Origin of the sequence: Wolbachia endosymbiont (group A) of Sphaerophoria taeniata, assembly GCF_947250735.1 — a bacterium.
Classification (GTDB): domain Bacteria; phylum Pseudomonadota; class Alphaproteobacteria; order Rickettsiales; family Anaplasmataceae; genus Wolbachia.
Window position 1 is genome coordinate 1310762 of record NZ_OX366344.1, and the last position, 19993, is coordinate 1330754.

Here is a 19993-nt window from a genome sequence, read left to right on the forward strand (position 1 = left end):
GTTACAGAGGCAGGTTATCATGCTTTTTCCATATCCTTTCTACTTTCTTGTTTTTGAGTAGCTCTAATGCTTTACAAAAGTAATGCCTTGTTTTACTTGGCACTATAATGTCATCAATGTATCCATGTGATGCAGCAAAAAATGGATTAGCAAATTTCTCTTTATATTCTTTGATTAACGTTTGCTGGTCTTTTTCATGCCTAAATATAATTTCAACTGCACTTTCAGGGCCCATTACAGCTATTTCAGCAGTTGGCCAAGCATAATTTATGTCACCTTTTAAATGTTTCGAGTTCATAACGATATATGCACCACCATAAGCTTTTCTAGTGATAAGGCTAATTTTCGGCACGGTCGCTTCAGCGTAAGCGTAAAGCAACTTTGCTCCGTGTTGTATTATATTATTGTATTCTTGATTTGTACCAGGTAAAAACCCCGGAACATCAATAAGTGTGATGATGGGAATGTTAAATGCGTCACAGAATCTTACAAACCTTGCAGCTTTTCTTGAAGAATCAATATCCAAACATCCTGCAAGGTGCATAGGTTGATTTGCAACAATACCAACAGTATTTCCTCCAATTCTACTAAAACCAATTATAATATTACGAGCAAAATCAGGTTTTAGTTCAAAGAATTTCTTCTCATCACAAACTTTTTCAATGAGTTCATACATATCATAAGGAGTGTTAGGATTGGTAGGAACTAGAGTGTTTAAGGATTCATCAATCTCATTAACATCATTACAGGTTGGTACAGATTTCGGTGGTTCTTGATTATTTGCTGGTAAAAAGGTAAGGAATTCACGCATTTTTAGCAGCATTTCAACATCATTATTGAATGCAAAATCTGCCACTCCTGTTTTGCTTGTATGAATTTTTGCTCCACCGAGGTCTTCGAAGCTTACATCTTCATAGGTAACCTTTTTTACTACATCTGGTCCGGTTATAAACATGTATGAACTATTCTTTACCATGAAAGTAAAGTCAGTTAATGCTGGAGAATAAACAGCCCCTCCTGCACATGGACCCATAATTAAAGAGATTTGTGGTATAACGCCCGATGCATTTACGTTTCTTTGGAAAATTTCTCCATAACCAGCAAGGGAATTTACTCCTTCCTGAATTCTGGCTCCACCAGAATCATTTAGTCCGATAATTGGAACCCTGGCATTAATTGCCATATCCATAATTTTGCATATTTTTTTTGCATGTGATGCACCAAGTGATCCACCAAAGACAGTAAAGTCCTGAGAATAAACAAAAACTTTCTTGCCGAAGATAGTACCATGACCAATCACTACTCCATCACCTAAAAAATTAGCATTTTGCATGCCAAAATCAGTTGCGTGATACTTCACGAATTTATCGTACTCTTCGAACGAATTTTCATCGAGTAATACACTGAGCCTTTCTCTAGCAGTTAATTTCCCTTTTTCGTGTTGTTTATTGATTCTGTTAGAACCGCCTCCTTTTTCAGCTTCTAGTGCTTTGGTTTTTAGATTTTCTAGTATTTCAAAGTCTTGCATACAATAAAGTAGTTTTCAAATTAGTTGTAGACTTTATTAAGTTTACAAACCCTATTAACTATACACATACACTATTGCTATATGCAACAGTGTATGTGTGGACAGCTATTGCTTCTCAACTTCTCTGTTCAGCGCTCTTGCCAATGTTTTCAAGGTGATTGGATGTATTAGTATCGCCCATAGAAGAAAGAGGAGGTGAAACAGTTTTACTTTGCACAAAACTTTTAGCAGCTTCGACGACCTTGCTTACACGAGATTCTTTTTCTAGCTCTTCAAGGTACTTTGAGAAGATTTCACAACTTTTATCATCCATCTGTACTGTTATTGCACCAAAACTCTCAGCTTTTTCAGAAGATAAAATCATTTCAATCATTTCACCATTATCTACTTTAAAAGTCATCTTTACTTTGCCTTTCATATCATGATATTGCCCATTTCGTGTCCGAATTATATTATCTCCTTCTCCCATTAGCAATGCACCATCAACTATGTTTTTTAAATTTTTTATTTGTATAATTTTGCAACTTTACCCAACCATATAGATAATAAAAACCCGTTTGTCATAGAAACAGAATTCTATATCAAACAGCTGCTGCAACAATTTCCGTTTAAGCTATTGTGAATAAGCACGTCCGCACAAACTTAAAGTGCTTATTCACAATATTCATTTCAATTACTGCTATGTAAATTTTAAATATTCAAATTAATTGCTTCTTTAAGCCTTGCGTTAGCAATTACTATAATTTTACGCATTAGAGCTGTTATAGCTACCATCTTCTTCTTACCACTTTCAACAAGCTTAGAATAAAAGGCACCAAGTGCAGATTTGGACTTTGCAGCAGCCATGGCAGATGTAAAAAGTTTTGCACGAACATTGCTTCTACCACCTGTTATTCTTCGGTATCCAATAGTTTTACCACTTTCTTTTGGATAAGGTGCAACCCCAGCAAGGCTTGCAACTTCTCTCCTGCTTAAGTAACCAAGCTCTGGCATTAAACAGAGAAAATCTTGAGATAACTTTGGACCTATTCCAGGAACTGTTTTTAGGATTTTTTGACGTTGTTGTAACTCACGGCTTTCATCAATAATTTTTTGTATAGTATTATTGAGTTCATCTATTTGAATATTAAAGAATTCGATAGTTTTTTGACAACTTTCTTTTATATGGTCATTTTCAGGTGCTGCCAGTCTACATTTTTCCTGAGCTCTCATTTGCGTAATGTCATCACGACGTTGACAAAGTGCAACCAAGGTTGATTGATTTTCAAAAGTGGGTACAAATAGAGAGATAGTGCTGTGACGTTCAAATCCATATTGAGCAAGAGCTCTTGCATCTGATTTATCAGACTTTGCTAAAGTTCCGTGAGACAAGATAAAGCTTTTTACTTTACGGGTATTAGCTCGATGTGTGGCAATATTTTTGTCAACAAGAAAATGTAATAAACCAAGCTCATACTTTCCTGTATTTTCTAAAGTTACTAAAGAATTAGGTAGGATATCTGAAAACTTTTGAAACAATTGTTGCCAGCCAGAAGTATTATTGTCAAATCCTACAGTATTCTTCTGTTCGTGAACTGCAACAACATTTTTAAATTTCCCGATATCAATGCCAATAAAATTTTGATAAGATGTAATCATTATAACCTCGATAGTTTAATTAATTTAAGATTGTAAACGGGTGCATATACATGTCCCACACAACTATTCAAACGTATCGAGAGATGGGCTAGTGTACCTTGATGGACACGGTTGTAATACCAATATTCTGCCGGTCGCACACGCCCGTGATAACCCTATCCCTATAGTGAGTAGGGTTATCTTTCCCTCTTATTTCCTTTATATCATATTTTTGACTTACAATATTCTAAATCCTTAAATTCCGGAGAATTCATAAACTTTGCAGGAGTGATCACACTTTCTTCTGGACATTTTACACAATAAAATTTATTATCTCTTTCTACTACAATTCCTTCTTTTTTGTCATTTTCAATACTGTCACACACAGCTTTCTCTAGGCTCAATAAGTAGCTGTTACGCTTTTCTTCTAGAGCCGAATTTATTGGTATATTGTTGCAACACAAGTCCAAGATTTCTTTACTCACATACGTGCCTGTTGAAATTAAATCAGTTATCTTTGAGCAAAGAGAATCCAACTTTTCTTTTTCACTATTTTCAAGGCTTAAATTTTGTCTTTTGATTAGGTCTATATTTTTTATCAAGTGCCCTATCAGTGATATTTCTTTTGCTGCTCGTTCTTTTTCTTCATTAGATAGTATACCATGCACCAAACCATACGGCATACCAAACATAATTTGGTCCTGATATGCAAGCTTTACAATTTCTAGTAATTCGTCAACCACTTTTCCCGCAATCTGACTATCAGAAAGCACTTTATATTTTTTTTCTATATCTTCTACTTGCTCTAGGATCTTTTTCCGCTTCTCTCTCTCAGATTTGTTTATATACTGTCCTAATTAATAGGAATTCATCCGTCTTTTCTGGACGCTTTATATCTTTATATGAATGGTTTTGTGACCCTTGTTGTTCTAGTTTTCCATTACCTACACTTTCTATTTGCTCTAGCTTTAACATAACTCCTCCATTTCACATAATAAAGTTAAGATAAAATATCTTGACTTGAGAATATTGATATAACCTATAAAGTCAATAGTTAAATTGCAAGATTTCGGTTATAATTTACTGTGTATAGAAGGTGCTCTTAAATTATGCTAAAAATCGCTATAGTAGGCCTACCAAATGCTGGTAAATCAACTCTTTTTAATAGATTGGTGGGAAGAAAAGCAGCGGTGGTCAGCAATATTCCAGGGGTTACACGAGATAGAAGAGAAGGAATAGGCAGAATTAGCGATTTAGAGTTTAAAGTTATAGATACAGGAGGATGGAACGACCAAACTAATTTTTCACTACAAGTTATTGAGCAAATAGAGTTTTCTTTATTGAGTGCAGATATAATTTTCTTTCTTGTTGACGCAAAAGTGCAAAATGAGCAAAACAAAGAATTTGCAAAGTGGCTGAAGAGAAAAATAAATAAACCTGTGATACTGATAGCAAATAAATGCGAGAGTCATAAGTCTGAAAATGTTGATTATTTGCAGTTTTTTGATTTTCTTGGCCCGGTGTATATCTCTGCCGAACATAATCTTGGCATGGTTGATCTTTATGATGCATTAGCTGATGTTATTGAAAATTTGAACGAAAACACTGATCTATTGGGCAGTGAGTCCAGTAAACTTAGAATTGCAATCATCGGTCGCCCAAATGTCGGAAAATCAACTTTTTTAAACAGCCTACTTACAGAAAACAGAGTAATAGTGAATTCAGAGCCAGGCACCACACGTGATTCTGTAGATATTGTATATGATCATAATGGGGAGCTAATTACTCTCATTGATACTGCAGGAATCCGCAGAAAGGCGAATGTTATAGATGACTTAGAATCAAGATTTGTTGAAAAAAGCTTAGAATCAATCAAGCGCTCTCATGTGGTAGTTTTAATGCTAGACTCCCTAGTTGGTATTGAGCAGCAGGATTTATCAATTGGTGAAGCTGCAATTAAGGGAGGGAAAGGGATTATTGTTGTTTTAAATAAGTGGGATTTAATAGCTAAGGATGACAGAAGTAAGTTAATAAAATTTGTCAAACAACAGGAAGTGACTCGGTTATTCTTGGAAGTGCCAACTGTAACAATTTCTGCATTGAAAGGCATGCGCTGCGGCGATGTGATAGATAAGTGTCTTGAAGTGAGTGAATCTTTGAACAAGAAAGTCAGCACTGCAAAACTGAATAAGTGGCTAATTGATGCTTTAGATAGGCACTCTCACCCGCTTGTAAAAGGTAAAGCAGTTAAAATGAAGTATATCGCTCAAATTGGTACTAAACCTCCAGCTTTTTCTTTGATATGTAACATACCTGAAAGTGTTGATGAAAGTTATAAACGCTATTTAATTAATGATCTTAGAAAAAATTTCTTCGTAGATGGTGTGCCAGTCAGATTACTTTTGAAAAAAAATAAAAATCCCTATGCAAAATGAATACTCTGCTTTATACTTTCAGGGGTCTTTATAATAATTTACTTAAAGTCGTGTGTAATAACTCCAGAATTCCTACAATCTTTCTGCTATCAAGTGCTTTTGCTCTAATTTTTGCATATGTGCTAGAATATTTTTTCAACATGCTGCAATGCAAGTTATGTACATACGAGCGGGTAGTTTACTATGTTGCAGGGTTACTTGCAGTAGTATGCATGCTTAAAGACAACAAAATTCTAATCTATGCAATGTTTTGCAGCTACCTCATAGGTGCAGTAATATCTTTTTATCATGTAGGTCTTGAACTCCACTTATTTCATGATGTTTTAGGTTGTACAGAGCAAGCAAGTGGTAACGTTAGTATAGAAGAGCTCAGAAATAATCTACTAAATCCTAATTACTCTCCATCTTGTGACAGACCTCATTACGTTCTAGGTGTTTCCTTAGCAACATGGAATTTAATTTATCTCATAGCAGCTCTGTTCGTATCAGGTAAGGTGTATTGTGGAGAAAGAAAGAAATCTAAATAATTTAAGGTACAGCAACAATCAGTTCTTGCAACAGGCAATTAGAGTAAATCATGCTGGGGAATATGGAGCTATTTGCATTTATTCTGGTCAAAAATTTATTCTTAAAAAATCTTCTATAATCAATGAAATAATTGAAATGGAAGAGCAGGAAAAAAAGCATTTTCACTATTTTAATGAGAAAATCAAAGAGCAAAAAGTTCGTCCTACTGTTTTGTTGCCAGTTTGGCGTGTTTTAGGAGTGTCACTTGGCGTTGCAACTGCCATTATGGGCAAAAAAGCTGCTATGGCTTGCACTGCTGCAGTTGAAGAAGTTATAGGGGAGCACTACAAAGAGCAAGTTTCACATTTAGAAGATGGAGAATTGAGAGAAACTATAAGTAAATTCCGCGATGAGGAGCTAGAACACAGAGATATTGCAATTCAGCACAATGCTGAAAGCGCATTTGGCTACAACATTTTATCTTCATTCATAAAAACAGGCTGCAAAACTGCTATTTACTTGTCCAAGTTAATTTAACTAAGCAGCTTTCTTAAAGTGTTTTTAATGTTATGATGACAACAGAAACCAGGAAGAAATTCAAGTGTAACAATTATTTTATAACTATATTTACATATCACCATTATTAATCAATAATTAGTGTTTGTAAATTAACTGTGTATAAAACATAGACCACAAAGGAAGGGAAAATGCGTTTTAAACTAGAAAAGGAAGATGCCCCAGGTAAAGACTGTAGTAACGCAGCTCGTTATGTGATAACTACTAAAGTAAGAGTAAATAGCGAAACAACAGTTAGTCTACCTACTACATCTTACGTTATTATTGATGAGCCTATAGATCAGCGCCTTATTGTGATTGACTATATCTGTGGAACACAAAAGGTGCTGAATGGTTTATCTCAAGGACTACAACTAAAGCTAGAAAAAGTAGGAGATGACAACAAGTTAGCTTTGGTTACTGACTCAGGTGAATATTACTATTATTACCATGATGGCAATATTATTAGTATAGCTACTATTGATTTTATACCTCAATCCCGCAAGAATGGTGAATATGTTCATGTATATGATTATGATACACGTTCTATAAAATTTAAACCACTTGAAAGTAGTAAGGTTTTAATAGATCCAAAAGATGTAATAAGTAGTAAAAATATGAGTCTTATTGGCAGTAGACTTGATATACGAATTGGAGACAATGTTTTTAAAGAATCACAATATGAATACAAATTTTATAAGAGCGTTGAAATACATAACTCCACTGGTAGTAAGGTTGGTATGTTGAATAATGTTGTTCCAATATTCGATAGGAGAAGTGATGATTTCAAATTATCTCCTTTTCATGAAATAAAGAGATTGAATGTGAAAAATAGCTATTTCACAACAGAAAAGTTAGGTGACAATTACGTTGGCTGCATATCGGATGAAAATGGCGAATGCAAAAACTTCTATTCGTTAAACCCTAATTCTTTTGGGTATAAATACGATCATAACTTAGCTTTATATCCTTATTATTATAACTTAGAAAATTTTGGTAACTTTTTGGAGGTTGATGTGGTGAATACTAGAGAATTTGAAGACTTAAAAGCAGAAGTTCAACATTTAAAAGAGCAAATTAAGCAATTAAGACATACAGAACAAGTAGAAGGAATGCCTAGACTTCCAGGTTATCGAGGTCCTCCAGGTTATCGAGGTCCTCCAGGTGATAAAGGTCTAAGAGGTTATGAAGGTTTTCCAGGTCCTAGAGGTATTCCAGGTGAAAAAGGTAGACAGGGCGAGCCTGGGTCGCCAGGCTTTAGAGATCATTCAGGTCTTCCAGGTGGAAAAGGTTATCCAGGTCAAAAAGGTGAGCCAGGAAGAGATGCAAAGCCCGAGAATGTGGCAGCTATTTTATTATCAAGTGAACTAGAAAGATTCAAAAAAGTGCTGTTTAATACACCTATAACTGAATTAAAAGGTAAAACACTTGAGAACTATGTTACTCAAGATCTGTCGAAGGACATTGCAAATGATAAAAACTTTAAAAAAAGTATAAAGGGTGAAAAGGGCGATCAAGGATTAAGAGGAGAAGTTGGTTCTCCAGGTCCAGTAGGTCCTAAAGGTGAGCCAGGTTATCCAGGTCCTAAAGGTTTAAAAGGTGAGCCCAGTGCACCAGGACGACCAGGGTTAGATGGACAACCAGGAATAAAAGGTGAGCAAGGATTAAAAGGAGAAGTTGGTCCGCGGGGTCCAAAAGGAGATCTTGGAGAACTGGGATTGAAAGGTTCAAAGGGGAATATAGGCCCACAAGGTCCAAGTGGAACAAAGGGAGAGAAAGGTATTAGTGGTCCTCAAGGGCCAATAGGTCCAGAGGGTAAAAAGGGAGAACTGGGAAAAGCTGGTCCCCAAGGACCAAGAGGTTGGAAAGGTGAACCTGGTTCACAAGGCGAACAAGGTAAAACCGGAGCGCCGGGTACGGCTGGACTAAAAGGAGAAACCGGTCCACAAGGCTTTAATGGCACGCAAGGAGAAAAAGGTGCTCAAGGTCGAGTAGGTCCTAAAGGTGATAAAGGAGATTCAGGTCCAGTAGGTCCTCAAGGAGTTGCTGGAGCGCCAGGTGTGTCTGGTAATAAAGGGGATACTGGGTTGCCAGGAATGCCTGGAGAAAAAGGTGACCAAGGAAATGCAGGTCCAAGAGGCCCTCAAGGAAATAAAGGTGATCAAGGTTTAGTAGGTCCACAAGGTCCTAGAGGTTTCAAGGGCCTCTCTGGTTCAAGAGGCGCAAAGGGTGAACAAGGGCATAGTGGCATGGATGCAAATCCTGAAGAAGTTGCAGATAAGCTAGTCACTACTAGAGCCACTGGGTTTAAGGAGATGATGCTTAACTTCACTGATTCCAGTGGAAAAATGTTAATGGAAGAACTTGCAGGCAGTTCAAGTCTGCATACTGGGGTTGCACAAAAATTAATTGACAATGAAACCATTGCGAATAAAGTACTTGAATATCGTGATAAAGATGGAAATTTACTGCTAGAGCAACAGATTATAGGAAGACTTTATGATGAAAATATTCACGAAGGAATAGCTACTAAACTAATTGATGACAGAGCTCAAGAGTTAGCAGACGCGTTACTAAGTAGTGCTGACAATGATACATTGGTAGAGAAACTTGCAAACAGTACTGAGCTAACAAAAAGCATTTCAGAAGAATTAAGGAAAAATCCAGGAAAAGTTCAAGGACCAAAAGGTGGTAAGGGAGATAAAGGAGCAGATGGAGCGCCAGGAATACCTGGAGAAAAAGGTGACGAAGGTATACAAGGTTCTCAAGGCTTTAATGGTACGCAAGGGGAGAAAGGTTCTCAGGGTCTAAAAGGGGATAAAGGTGAATTTGGAGCACCAGGAACAGATGGATTGCCGGGAGCAAAGGGAGATACAGGTCCTCAAGGTCTAGTAGGTCCTAGAGGTGATCAAGGGGATATGGGTGCAAAAGGAGTAGATGGATTGCCAGGAATACAAGGTCCACAAGGCTTGAATGGCATGCAAGGGGAGAAAGGTGATGTTGGATTACCAGGGATGCCTGGAATAAAAGGTGATCTTGGTCTCAAGGGAGATAGAGGTGAAATTGGAGCACCAGGAATGGATGGATTGCCAGGTCTACAAGGCTTTAATGGCACGCAAGGAGAAAAAGGTGCTCAAGGTCGAGTAGGTCCAAAAGGTGACAAAGGAGTAGATGGATTACCAGGGATGCCTGGAATAAAAGGTGATCTTGGTCTCAAGGGAGATAGAGGTGAATTTGGAGCACCAGGAATGGATGGATTGCCAGGTCCACAAGGCTTGAATGGCATGCAAGGGGAGAAAGGTGATGTTGGATTACCAGGGATGCCTGGAATAAAAGGTGATCAGGGAGACATAGGTCCTAAAGGCGATATGGGTGATAAAGGAGATACCGGAGCGCCGGGTACGGCTGGATTAAAAGGTGACAAAGGAGTAGATGGATTACCAGGGATGCCTGGAATAAAAGGTGATCTTGGTCTCAAGGGAGATAGAGGTGAATTTGGAGCACCAGGAATGGATGGATTGCCAGGTCCACAAGGCTTGAATGGCACGCAAGGAGAAAAAGGTGCTCAAGGTCTAGTAGGTCCTAAAGGCAACACAGGAGCGCCTGGTCCTAAAGGCTCAAAGGGAGAAGATGGAATAGGTGCTGCAGTTGCTGATCAGTTTCTGCGCAAGATGAATCAAACAAAAATTGAAATTCAGAATGCTCAGAAAGCAGCAGAGGTAGCTAAAAGCGCTTCTGAAAAATCTGCCAAAGAAGCTAAAGATTTTAAAGAAGAGGCTGACAATTTTGCTGATAAAGCATTTCAATCAGAACAAAATACTCAAGCACTTTATAGTAAGGTAAAGGATATATTTTGTAAAACAAAACCTACAGATCAAGTTTGTACTGCACGTATAAAGAAGAGGGAAATTAAAAATTCAGACAATCTGCCAGTGACAAGTGGAGCAGGTAGACCAACTTCATTTATATCTCAAGTAATAAATTTCTTTTATCCTTTTGTAAAACAAGATGAATATAAAATAGAGAATAAAATACAAGAGCTTAATCAAGTGGTAAAAATAATAGATGCAGCAGATATTGCTATAAAATTTGAAAAAGTATTAGAAGAAACAGCTTCAAAATGCGGCATTCCAAAGAAAAGCCTAAATTTTGATCCAGTAAAACTACAGTCAACCATTCTAGATAGGTCATTATTTAATGATGAAAGTCGTAATGAGCTGTTAAAACTCTTATATTTATCTGCAAAAAAATCATGTCCAAATTACAAACAAACTGATAGATTTTTGACTACTTTCAAAGATCGTATGGAAAGAACATTAGAAAACAATGAGCAACAAAGGGGGTTTGTTAATATTGAGAAAACAGCAACAGATAACGAGCAGCCAAGGAGTTTTATGAGCGATGTCACTCCTCCAAGTAGTTTCAAGGCGATTGATCTGAAGGCTGTTAATTGTTTAAGGTAATAGTATGGGAAATACATTTAGAATAGATAATAAAGATCCGCTCTATAAGAAGCTGATTAAACTTCCTACTGCATATTACAGGTTAGAGATTAATAACAACAAGTATACTATTCGTTCACACATTGGTACGGCTGAGTTGGGTGATATTATTAGTGATTTAAAGTTACAGAAGCTGGGTGATGAAATAGTTTTATATAAGGGAAAATCACCTCTGAAAGTGAAAAATAAAGATGGTGAAGAAGAGAATCTTATTATACAGCAAGAAGATATCATAAGTGCAAACAGGGACAATATTATAGAAAAGCTTAGATCAAAACCAATAGAGATTTCGCTTTACCACATAGAAGATATTCCATATTTTGGTGCCAAATTACCCATTTCTAGACACAGTACAACAACTGAAGTACTAAACTTCATCAATTTTAATGATGAAAATGATCCAGTACTACAGAAGATCAAAGGAGAAAATGGTGGACTTTATTTTACAATAGAAGGTGATTATATCTATATATCAGACAAAAATGGAAAGTGTCTTTCAGTGTGTAAAGATGTTGGTTGCTATAAATATCAATACACAAAAGATAAATGTGATGTATTAACAATAAGTGATGTATCAACAATAATAGGCAATTTAACCGAGACTAACAACGAAAAGCAGAAATTCACTTTGCAAAAAGGGGAAGAGTTATCGGATAACATCTATGAAGCAAATGTTGCCTTGAATGATAAGCCCATAGCTACTCTTCCAAAAATAGGTTACTACATGTTCAATGATCAATTGGTCATGCGTAATCATGTTACACAAGAGAAGGTAGTTATCCCAAGAGATTTTCACTATTTAAAAGTTGTTAAATTTAATAATGATGATTATAAATTAACGTTTTGTAATTTTTTAGGTAATGAATTCTTTGAATATAAAAAATACGATCCACAGTATTCGAACGTTTCAGATGAATATAAATTCATAAGTTTGAGTTGTATGAAAGAAAAACGTAACCTAAATCTTGGTGAGTTACTTAGCCATCGGCCATCGTTTTTTATTACAGAAGGAATTGCTGAACCAGATTCTCTAGGTAACCATCAAGCTGTAGTGTTCGAAGTAATAAATAGTGGAAAGGGTGAAAAAAAGGCTACATTGACTGATGAATTTGGTTATTTTGATAAAAATAATAAGTTTCACTATTATGATTATCATAAAAAAACGGAATATGATACTTATGATTCTTCTGAGATTAATCTAAAAGAAATGTATAAATGGACAGATAAAAATAGCGAATTTTGTTTTGCAGAAGATAACAATATAATTCTTCACACCATTCCAGAGTTATTGTAATTATACGCACCAAGTTAGGAAAAAATGAAGTAAAAGAGGAATAGGCTATAGGATGACAGAAGTTGGCTTTATTAGCTATAGGTGGTATGATACTTAGTCAATTTAAGTAAGCAGATGATCTTAGCTACAAAAGTATTTTTTACCTCATTTGTTTTTGGGTTTATTCTTTTTCCCTATTTTATAAAGCTTCTAAAAAAAATAAGTAAAGATGGGCAACCAATTAGATCATGTGGACCAGAAAGTCATTTAATAACAAAAAAGAATGTACCACCTATGGGCGGAATAATAATACTGATTTCTTCTTTATTACCAATTTTACTCTGGGCTCAGTTAACACTAGAAATTTTGCTGCTGATATTGATAACTCTATTTTTTGCTCTACTTGGATTTATTGATGATTATTTAAAATTGAAGACAAATCACTATCGAGGTTTAAGTGCAAAAACCAAAATACTTATTCAGTTTATTGTAACTCTGGTTAGTATGTCTATACTTAAGCTATACTCTGCTGAAGGTTTTACAAAAACTTCTCTATTTAAAGGAGTAATAATCGACTTTGGCTATCTATATGTTCCGTTTGCTGCGTTTGTAATTGTCGGCTCTGCTAATGCTGTGAATCTCACAGATGGTTTGGATGGCCTTGCTGCAACTCAAGTCATCACTTCCTTTGCTTTTTTGGGGCTAATTGCATATATAACTCAAGGAGATATGAATATTACTTTATTCTGCATTGCATTTATAGGAGCTATTTTAAGTTTCTTGTGGTTTAACACACATCCAGCAAAAATATTTATGGGTGATGTTGGAAGCCTGTCAATTGGTGCAGCTTTAGGGTTAACTAGCGTTTTAATGAAGAGAGAAATGCTTTTTGCCGTTATTGGAATAATCTTTGTAATAGAGACTCTATCTGTGATTATTCAGATATCATATTTTAAATATACAAAGTTTAAATATGGAGAAGGAAAAAGAGTTTTTCTTATGGCACCAATACATCATCACTTTGAGAAGAAGGGATGGTCAGAAAATGTAATCGTTATGAAATTTTGGATAATTTCTATTATCTGTTCAGTTTTTACTATAACTTTCTTATTATAAAAACCTATGAAATACCCAGACTTTACATTAGAAAATAAATTATCAGGAGTGATAGCAGGAGTGGATGAAGTTGGAAGAGGTCCGCTAGCTGGTCCAGTAATATCCGCAGCCGTAGTGTTTATTGATAGAAATACAATTATTGATCGAATCAACGACTCGAAAAAGTTGACTCCTCAATGTAGGCAAGTCCTATATGAAAAAATAACATCCGTTGCAAAATTTGGTATAGGAATGGCAAGCGTAGAAGAAATAAATTCATACAATATCTTGCAAGCAACAAAACTTTCAATGAAACGTGCGTTGATAGACCTGGACCTAGAATTAGATTATGTGCTAGTTGATGGTAATCAACCACCTGAAGTGAAATGGCAAGTGAAATCCATAGTAAATGGTGATAATTTGAGTACATCAATTGCAGCAGCTTCAATCGTTGCAAAAGTTACGAGAGATCGGCTTATGCAAGAATTGCACAATAAGCATCCTGAATATAATTGGTATAAAAATAAAGGATATGGGACAAAAGAGCACCTTAACGCTATTGGCCTTTATGGAATTACAGAACATCATAGAAAAAACTTTGCACCCATATCTCGGGCATTATAGCCTTTAGATAGTAATCACTTACCTTTTTTGAAAGGCATGTTTTCATTAAATAGGCAAACTGTACTTGATCCATTCCTTAAGGTAAACACTGAACTCACCCTTTCGATTATCAGGTAGTTGTCAGCTGTACGGAAGTTTACTAAAGACTCATACCCTGCAGAATCAACCATAAAAACTGCCGGGAAATCAGAGTTTATTTTATTGAATTGTAAATATGTAAATTTTCCGTCATCAAAAACCTTAATTGGTATTATTGACTGACTGCCTTTAACGTGCGAGATGGAATAATTAAAATTTAAGCCCTTCTTTACAACTTCAATGTCGTTTATATCAGGAATAATGGTATGACTAGCTTGTTCGAAGATATCGCCGTTATTTGTTGTGTAAATCTCATCACTGCTAAATAATGGATAAAGAAACCTTACTTCATATGCTAATTTTGGATCATCTAGTCCAGTTGCTTCTTCAGCATGAAGTTCAAAGTAATAAACTCTTTTATTGGTAATTATAGTTGCGTTAGTATCGGCAATATCATCTATAGGCTTAATAAACAATCTGTTACCTTGAGGAAGGAGTTGCCAACCAGTTGAATCACCCATTGAAAGGTTTTGTATTACCTCCCCTGGTTCAAACAATATGCTGGATTGATAACCATAAAAACCCGTATACTTATGTATAGCTTGTGGGTTATAATTTATTACCTTTATGTGATTATCTCCAGCTATTGAACGTGGCTCCTGTTTTGCAAGTGCATCACTACCACAAAAAAACAACAGTACGGCAAACAGTAAACCAATCATAATATCAAAATAAATTAATCTTCATTTTATCATTGATAGACATGCACTGCAACTGTTAAGCTGTACTATAAACCCCAATTATAGGTTAGCAAGGGGTAGAAAAGGCAAGAAATAAGGCAAACTCCTTAAATACTTTAGAACTACAGGAGGCTTCACCTGAACGGATATACTTGGAATCCTGCCATTTTCACTTCGTAAACATACCAAGAATTCTGTCCATTATTCCACCCATATTTGCTTCAGCTTGAGTATACTCTATTTTACCACCGTGCAAGATTAGTTTAATATCTGATCCAGGTGATATATTAACAAATTTACTGCCAACAACTCCACTGCTAGTGATCAGAGCTGAGCTATCAACTGGCAACTTTATATCTCGGCTTACGCACATATCGATTCGTGCTATGTAGGTAGCTTTGTCAAGTGACACACCAGTTATGCTTCCAACGTCCACACCAGAGATCTTGACACTATCACCAACTCCTATACCGTTAGCGTTAGCAAAAAGACCATATATTTTATAGCAATCCTTGTAGTTTTTCTTTATGTAAGATAGCTTATCAATAGCAAAGAAAACCAGAAAAATAGTGAAAATTAATACAAATAATCCAGCGGTTATTTCAAGTATATTTGACCTTCGCATCTTTAGTTATCAGGACTCCAGCTTTTATAGTAATTTTTCACTTTTTGGTTTGGATAGTATGCATCTTTTGTACCCGTTAAATTAGGAGTATGTTTTACTTTTCTTTTTTTATTATTAACTGGTACTACATTATCAGTATAGTGAAGCCATATATGCCATTCCGGAGACACTGTTGTAGGCTCAGAAACACTGCTATACATAATCCACCTTTTCCCTTTACTTGATTCATAGTAAGAATTTCCATTTTCATCTCTTCCTACAAATTTATCTTCTCTTCGTAATAGGCGTTTTATTGCGTTACAAATTTTAGATAACATAAGAGTATTAAAACAAAAAGTATTATATATACTAATACTTTAACGATATATTAACAACAATTTAATGCAATTACCAATTTTACAAGTTATTATACCAATAATTGCATCAATGTTTTGCTTTCTTACCAAGAAACACAAGGTATCTTGGTTTATTTCTTTTATTGCAACAACAATCACTCTTATCATTTCATCAATACTACTCATAAAAACATATAGAGGCGAGATTATAACTTATCACCTTGGAAATTGGGCTCCTCCGCATGGAATAGAGTTAAGAATCGACGTGTTAAACTCCTTGATTCTAACTTTGGTGAATTTTATAGCGCTGATTAGCGTGCTTTATAGCTTTTATATTAACGAAAAAGAAATTAGCAAAAACAAAATCACTGGTTTTTACTCTCTATTTCTACTGTGCTTAAGCGGACTGCTCGGGATTCTAGTAACAAACGACATATTCAATCTTTATGTTTTTTTGGAAATTTCATCTCTTTCTTCTTATGTATTAGTTTCAATGGGAAGGGATAAAAAAGCCTTGGTTGCAGCATTTGAATATCTAATTAGTGGCACTATAGGGGCAACGTTTTACTTGTTTGGTGTTGGGCTTTTGTACTCCATGACAGGAACGCTCAATATGTCTGACATGGCTGAAAGAATAGTTCCATTATACGATAACAACATCATAAAACTTGGCACATTGTTCATTTTTGTTGGTCTCTCAATTAAAATGGCACTGTTTCCATTAAGCAGGTGGCTGATTAATGCATATAGTGAGGCGCCAAGTTTCATTAGCATATTCTTTTCAGGCACAGTGACAAAAGTGATGATATATGTTTTCATTAGGATCTTCTATACTGTTTTCCATCAGAATTTCTTCTTATTTAAACCATCACTAAGCAACGTGATAATTATCCTCGCACTTTGCGCTGTTATATTTGGGTCAATATCTGCAATAACTGCAAAAGATATAAGAAGACTGCTTGCTAATTCTAGTGTCAGCCAAATTGGTTATATAATTTTAGCACTGAGTTTTAACTCAAAAACAGGTGTATTTGCAGCAATTCTTCACATAGTAAACCACAGCATAATAAAAACATCTTTATTCATGGCTGCAGGATGTATTTCTTACAAATTTGATACAACAAAAATAGAGAATTTATCGGGACTCAAGAAATCAATGCCTTATACAGCACTTGCGTTTACTCTACTTAGTTTAGCATTAGTCGGTGTGCCGCTAACAAATGGCTTTGTAAGCAAATGGTATATAATGAAAGCAGTTATAGAATCTCGCGCGTGGATTTCCCTGATAGCTTTTGCTGCCGGTTCTTTTCTTGCACTAATATACATGTGGAAGATGGTAGAGAAAATGTATTTTGAAAATAGTGCAGCATCAAGCGCTGGAATGACACTAGGCAAAATTAATGATGTGCCATTTCCTATGCTTTTCTGTCTATTGTTTATGGCAGCTTTAACAATAGTAACTGGAATATATAGCACTCCAATTCGGTTAGTAGTTGAGAAGTTGGTTTTTTGATTTTTATCTTTGTTTCATATTTTACTATACTTTAAGGTTATAAGTGTGGATAGGCTGAAGAAGATTCATTGGTTATTAGTCATTAACGTGATAGTGCTGTTTTGCGTTGGCATTGCTGTTCAATACTCTTCTGCTGGAGGAAAGTGGGTACCATTTGCAATTCACCAAATAGTCATATTTTCCTTCTTTTTCCTACTCGCTATAGCTATGTCATTCATAGAGCTAGATTTTTATTTGAAGCACGCCTACTTTTTTTATATAGCAGCAGCGATTTCGCTATTAGCAGTAAATTTTTTTGGCTCGCACATAATGGGTGCGACGAGGTGGATAAGAATTGGGTCAATTAGTTTGCAACCATCAGAATTTGCAAAAGTAGGCTTAATACTTGCGCTTGCTCGTTATTTTGATAAGCAAAGTGTGTATAAAATGATGGAATTTAAAAGATTGCTTAAGGCGGTAATAATTATTTTCTTGCCTGTATTCTTGGTGTTAAAGCAACCTAATTTAGGCACAGCTGTGATAATGTTGTTTATAGGAGCATCAATTATATTCACAGCAGTAATAAAAAGAGCTCATTTAGTAATTTGTGGGACGCTTGGCATTTTTGCAGTACCGGCTATTTGGCCTTTTTTACGTCCTTATCACAAGCAAAGGATATTGTCGTTTTTGGATTCATCAGTGGATCCACTTGGAATAGGTTATAATGCGCAGCAATCTCAGATAGCTATTGGTTCAGGAGGTTTGCTTGGTAAGGGCTTTGTTAACGGAAGTCAAACTCAACTTGGATTTTTGCCGGAGAAACGTACGGATTTTGCTTTTGCAGTGCTGAGTGAGGAGTGGGGCTTTTTAGGTAGCATGGCTTTAATTTTGCTTTATACCTCATTACTTGGCATAATTTTCTCTATCGCTTATAGGTCGAAAAATTATTTTTCTAAGTTAGTATCTATCGGGATTTTTGCTTTTTTTGGCGCTCATTTTTTTATAAACATTGGAATGTCAATAGGCCTCTTGCCTGTGATAGGCGATCCACTGCCATTTCTTTCCTATGGAGGAAGTACAACTGCTGCAAGCTTGATATGCATAGGATTATTGCTGGCAATAAAAGCAGATGAACAACAAAATGCTTGTATTTCACCTATGCTAAAGTAAAATTAAACTTTACTTAATAGTTTTTATGCTAGATGAAATGCGTGAGGAATGTGGAGTATTTGGTATAAGCTGCAATAACGATGCTGCATTTAACTCTATACTTGCTCTCCACGCTTTGCAGCATAGAGGTCAAGAGTCTTTTGGCGTAGTAACCAGTAACAACGATAAGCTGCACTCTTATCACTTTCAAGGTCAAGTGAGCAGCGTATTTGATGATATAGATGAAATAAAGAAATCCTTACCTGGAGATTGTGCAATAGGTCACGTTCGATACTCAACAAGTGGTAGTAAATTTGGAGTGCAGCCCATGTTTGGCAAAAGTGGCAAATTTGGGGATTTTACCATAGCACATAATGGTAATTTAATTAATATTTCTCCGATACGCGAACAATTAATTAAACAAGAGTGCGTTTTTCAGTCAGATATTGATACAGAAGTAGTAGTGCATCTGACAGCAAGCGGTGAAAAAGATAGCTTTTTAGAGAGTTTTATATATGCATTAAAGCAAATACAAGGTGCTTATTCTTTTGTGGCAATCAATCAAGAAGTAGTTATTGGAGTACGTGATCCATCTGGAATCAGGCCTCTTGTTTTAGGAAAGTTAAACGGTTCTTACGTTCTTGCATCTGAAACTTGTGCTCTTGATATAATAAATGCAGAGTTTGTTAGAGAAATAGAACCAGGCGAATTAGTTACCATCAGTTCGGATAGTAAGCTAGCCTCAATGTTTCCTTTCCCACAGCAAAAATCAAGTTTTTGTATTTTTGAATACGTTTACTTTTCGAGACCAGACAGCATAATGGAGAATAGGTCCATATATGATATAAGAAAAGAAATAGGGAGAATACTTGCAGAAGAGAGCCCACCAAAAAACAATGTAAATATGGTTGTACCAATACCTGATTCTGGAATACCTGCAGCTATTGGATATGCAAAGCATTCAGGATTACCTATGGAACTGGGGATAATTCGTAATCATTACATAGGAAGAACTTTTATACAACCAACCGCTGAAGTACGTAAAGTTAGAATAAAATTAAAATTCAATGCTAATAAGCACACTTTGAAAGGTAAAAACATAATTTTAATAGATGATAGTATAGTGCGTGGTAGTACGCTCAGAAATATAATAGTTATGCTAAAGGATGCAGGAGTAAAAGAGATTCACCTCAAAATTTCAAGCCCACCAATTAAGCATTCTTGTTTTTATGGAATAGATACGCCAGAGTGCAAAGATTTAATTGCTGCAAATAAATCTGTAGAGGAAATTAAGGAAGTTATAGGAGTAGATAGCCTAGCCTTCTTGAGTATTGATGGACTATATCAGGCTGTTAAAGGAGAGGTGCGTAACAATGCTACACCACAATATTGCGATGCTTGTTTCACTGGTGATTATCCGATTGGCAAATAGTCTACG

The 19993-nt window shown here is 35.7% G+C and carries 18 protein-coding genes; 10 read left to right on the forward strand and 8 right to left on the reverse strand.

The features are described 5' to 3' along the window. Window position 1: 1 nt before the first annotated feature. From OOK84_RS06460 to OOK84_RS06480, 5 genes are all read right to left on the reverse strand, one after another. The gene (locus OOK84_RS06460; RefSeq protein ID WP_264731706.1) at window positions 2–1528 is read right to left on the reverse strand and encodes an acyl-CoA carboxylase subunit beta; all 1527 of its coding nucleotides are present in this window, start codon (window positions 1526–1528) and stop codon (window positions 2–4) included. A gap of 115 nt (window positions 1529–1643) precedes the next feature. After that, a complete protein-coding gene (locus tag OOK84_RS06465; protein WP_264731708.1) occupies window positions 1644–1997 on the reverse strand; it encodes a hypothetical protein in 354 nt (117 codons plus the stop codon). A gap of 221 nt (window positions 1998–2218) precedes the next feature. Then, window positions 2219–3166 carry an IS110-like element ISWpi12 family transposase gene (locus OOK84_RS06470; RefSeq protein ID WP_264731046.1) on the reverse strand — a complete coding sequence of 316 codons (948 nt, stop codon included), beginning with the start codon at window positions 3164–3166 and terminating at the stop codon, window positions 2219–2221. A gap of 203 nt (window positions 3167–3369) precedes the next feature. Then, window positions 3370–3888: a hypothetical protein gene (locus OOK84_RS06475; RefSeq protein WP_264731710.1), complete on the reverse strand. Its 519-nt coding sequence runs from the start codon at window positions 3886–3888 to the stop codon at window positions 3370–3372. 88 nt (window positions 3889–3976) lie between these two features. Continuing rightward, the gene (locus tag OOK84_RS06480; RefSeq protein WP_264731712.1) at window positions 3977–4120 is read right to left on the reverse strand and encodes a hypothetical protein; all 144 of its coding nucleotides are present in this window, start codon (window positions 4118–4120) and stop codon (window positions 3977–3979) included. A 134-nt stretch (window positions 4121–4254) separates the two neighbouring features. Between OOK84_RS06480 and der the strand changes: the two genes are divergently transcribed. The 7 genes from der (at window position 4255) to OOK84_RS06515 (ending at window position 14136) form a co-directional block, all read left to right on the forward strand. Next, window positions 4255–5580 (forward strand): ribosome biogenesis GTPase Der, encoded by a 1326-nt coding sequence (gene der / locus OOK84_RS06485; protein WP_264731714.1) that lies wholly within the window; start codon window positions 4255–4257, stop codon window positions 5578–5580. Further along, window positions 5577–6107, forward strand: a complete 531-nt coding sequence (locus tag OOK84_RS06490; protein WP_319803084.1) for a disulfide bond formation protein B — start codon at window positions 5577–5579, stop codon at window positions 6105–6107. Before der ends, OOK84_RS06490 begins: the two co-directional genes overlap by 4 nt. After that, on the forward strand, window positions 6082–6624 hold the full coding sequence (locus OOK84_RS06495; RefSeq protein ID WP_253302799.1) for a demethoxyubiquinone hydroxylase family protein: 543 nt from the start codon (window positions 6082–6084) through the stop codon (window positions 6622–6624). Before OOK84_RS06490 ends, OOK84_RS06495 begins: the two co-directional genes overlap by 26 nt. Before the next feature lie 170 nt (window positions 6625–6794). Beyond that, window positions 6795–11105 carry a collagen-like protein gene (locus OOK84_RS06500; RefSeq protein ID WP_264731719.1) on the forward strand — a complete coding sequence of 1437 codons (4311 nt, stop codon included), beginning with the start codon at window positions 6795–6797 and terminating at the stop codon, window positions 11103–11105. Window positions 11106–11109: 4 nt separating this feature from the next. Next, window positions 11110–12438: a hypothetical protein gene (locus OOK84_RS06505; protein ID WP_264731721.1), complete on the forward strand. Its 1329-nt coding sequence runs from the start codon at window positions 11110–11112 to the stop codon at window positions 12436–12438. 114 nt (window positions 12439–12552) lie between these two features. Then, window positions 12553–13533 (forward strand): phospho-N-acetylmuramoyl-pentapeptide-transferase, encoded by a 981-nt coding sequence (gene mraY / locus OOK84_RS06510; RefSeq protein WP_264731722.1) that lies wholly within the window; start codon window positions 12553–12555, stop codon window positions 13531–13533. 6 nt (window positions 13534–13539) lie between these two features. Continuing rightward, window positions 13540–14136 carry a ribonuclease HII gene (locus OOK84_RS06515; protein ID WP_264731724.1) on the forward strand — a complete coding sequence of 199 codons (597 nt, stop codon included), beginning with the start codon at window positions 13540–13542 and terminating at the stop codon, window positions 14134–14136. Between the two features lie 14 nt (window positions 14137–14150). Here OOK84_RS06515 and virB9 read toward each other — a convergent pair whose 3' ends face one another. From virB9 to OOK84_RS06530, 3 genes are all read right to left on the reverse strand, one after another. Beyond that, window positions 14151–14936 carry a P-type conjugative transfer protein VirB9 gene (gene virB9 / locus OOK84_RS06520; protein WP_253309562.1) on the reverse strand — a complete coding sequence of 262 codons (786 nt, stop codon included), beginning with the start codon at window positions 14934–14936 and terminating at the stop codon, window positions 14151–14153. 187 nt (window positions 14937–15123) lie between these two features. Beyond that, window positions 15124–15579, reverse strand: coding sequence for an outer membrane lipid asymmetry maintenance protein MlaD (gene mlaD, locus OOK84_RS06525; RefSeq protein ID WP_264731726.1), 456 nt, complete (start codon window positions 15577–15579; stop codon window positions 15124–15126). A gap of 2 nt (window positions 15580–15581) precedes the next feature. Beyond that, window positions 15582–15896 (reverse strand): NADH-ubiquinone oxidoreductase subunit NDUFA12 family protein, encoded by a 315-nt coding sequence (locus OOK84_RS06530; RefSeq protein WP_264731730.1) that lies wholly within the window; start codon window positions 15894–15896, stop codon window positions 15582–15584. A gap of 64 nt (window positions 15897–15960) precedes the next feature. Between OOK84_RS06530 and OOK84_RS06535 the strand changes: the two genes are divergently transcribed. Genes OOK84_RS06535 through purF form a run of 3 tightly spaced genes read left to right on the forward strand, consistent with a single transcriptional unit; the run spans window position 15961 to window position 19987 of the window. Beyond that, window positions 15961–17427, forward strand: coding sequence for a proton-conducting transporter transmembrane domain-containing protein (locus OOK84_RS06535; RefSeq protein ID WP_264731732.1), 1467 nt, complete (start codon window positions 15961–15963; stop codon window positions 17425–17427). Window positions 17428–17472: 45 nt separating this feature from the next. Then, window positions 17473–18576 (forward strand): rod shape-determining protein RodA, encoded by a 1104-nt coding sequence (gene rodA, locus OOK84_RS06540; RefSeq protein ID WP_253309566.1) that lies wholly within the window; start codon window positions 17473–17475, stop codon window positions 18574–18576. Window positions 18577–18601: 25 nt separating this feature from the next. Beyond that, window positions 18602–19987: an amidophosphoribosyltransferase gene (gene purF / locus OOK84_RS06545; protein ID WP_264731734.1), complete on the forward strand. Its 1386-nt coding sequence runs from the start codon at window positions 18602–18604 to the stop codon at window positions 19985–19987. Window positions 19988–19993 lie beyond the last annotated feature (6 nt).

Excerpts from the sequence above, each read along its gene's own strand:
- purF (WP_264731734.1), top strand. The coding sequence starts at position 18,602 with ATGCTAGATGAAATGCGTGAGGAATGTGGAGTATTTGGTATAAGCTGC.
- der (WP_264731714.1), top strand. The coding sequence starts at position 4,255 with ATGCTAAAAATCGCTATAGTAGGCCTACCAAATGCTGGTAAATCAACT.
- OOK84_RS06515 (WP_264731724.1), top strand. The coding sequence starts at position 13,540 with ATGAAATACCCAGACTTTACATTAGAAAATAAATTATCAGGAGTGATA.
- OOK84_RS06505 (WP_264731721.1), top strand. The coding sequence starts at position 11,110 with ATGGGAAATACATTTAGAATAGATAATAAAGATCCGCTCTATAAGAAG.
- OOK84_RS06500 (WP_264731719.1), top strand. The coding sequence starts at position 6,795 with ATGCGTTTTAAACTAGAAAAGGAAGATGCCCCAGGTAAAGACTGTAGT.
- OOK84_RS06460 (WP_264731706.1), bottom strand. The coding sequence starts at position 1,528 with ATGCAAGACTTTGAAATACTAGAAAATCTAAAAACCAAAGCACTAGAA.
- OOK84_RS06490 (WP_319803084.1), top strand. The coding sequence starts at position 5,577 with ATGAATACTCTGCTTTATACTTTCAGGGGTCTTTATAATAATTTACTT.
- OOK84_RS06535 (WP_264731732.1), top strand. The coding sequence starts at position 15,961 with ATGCAATTACCAATTTTACAAGTTATTATACCAATAATTGCATCAATG.
- OOK84_RS06470 (WP_264731046.1), bottom strand. The coding sequence starts at position 3,166 with ATGATTACATCTTATCAAAATTTTATTGGCATTGATATCGGGAAATTT.
- mraY (WP_264731722.1), top strand. The coding sequence starts at position 12,553 with ATGATCTTAGCTACAAAAGTATTTTTTACCTCATTTGTTTTTGGGTTT.
- mlaD (WP_264731726.1), bottom strand. The coding sequence starts at position 15,579 with ATGCGAAGGTCAAATATACTTGAAATAACCGCTGGATTATTTGTATTA.
- OOK84_RS06465 (WP_264731708.1), bottom strand. The coding sequence starts at position 1,997 with ATGGGAGAAGGAGATAATATAATTCGGACACGAAATGGGCAATATCAT.
- virB9 (WP_253309562.1), bottom strand. The coding sequence starts at position 14,936 with ATGATTGGTTTACTGTTTGCCGTACTGTTGTTTTTTTGTGGTAGTGAT.
- OOK84_RS06530 (WP_264731730.1), bottom strand. The coding sequence starts at position 15,896 with ATGTTATCTAAAATTTGTAACGCAATAAAACGCCTATTACGAAGAGAA.
- OOK84_RS06480 (WP_264731712.1), bottom strand. The coding sequence starts at position 4,120 with ATGTTAAAGCTAGAGCAAATAGAAAGTGTAGGTAATGGAAAACTAGAA.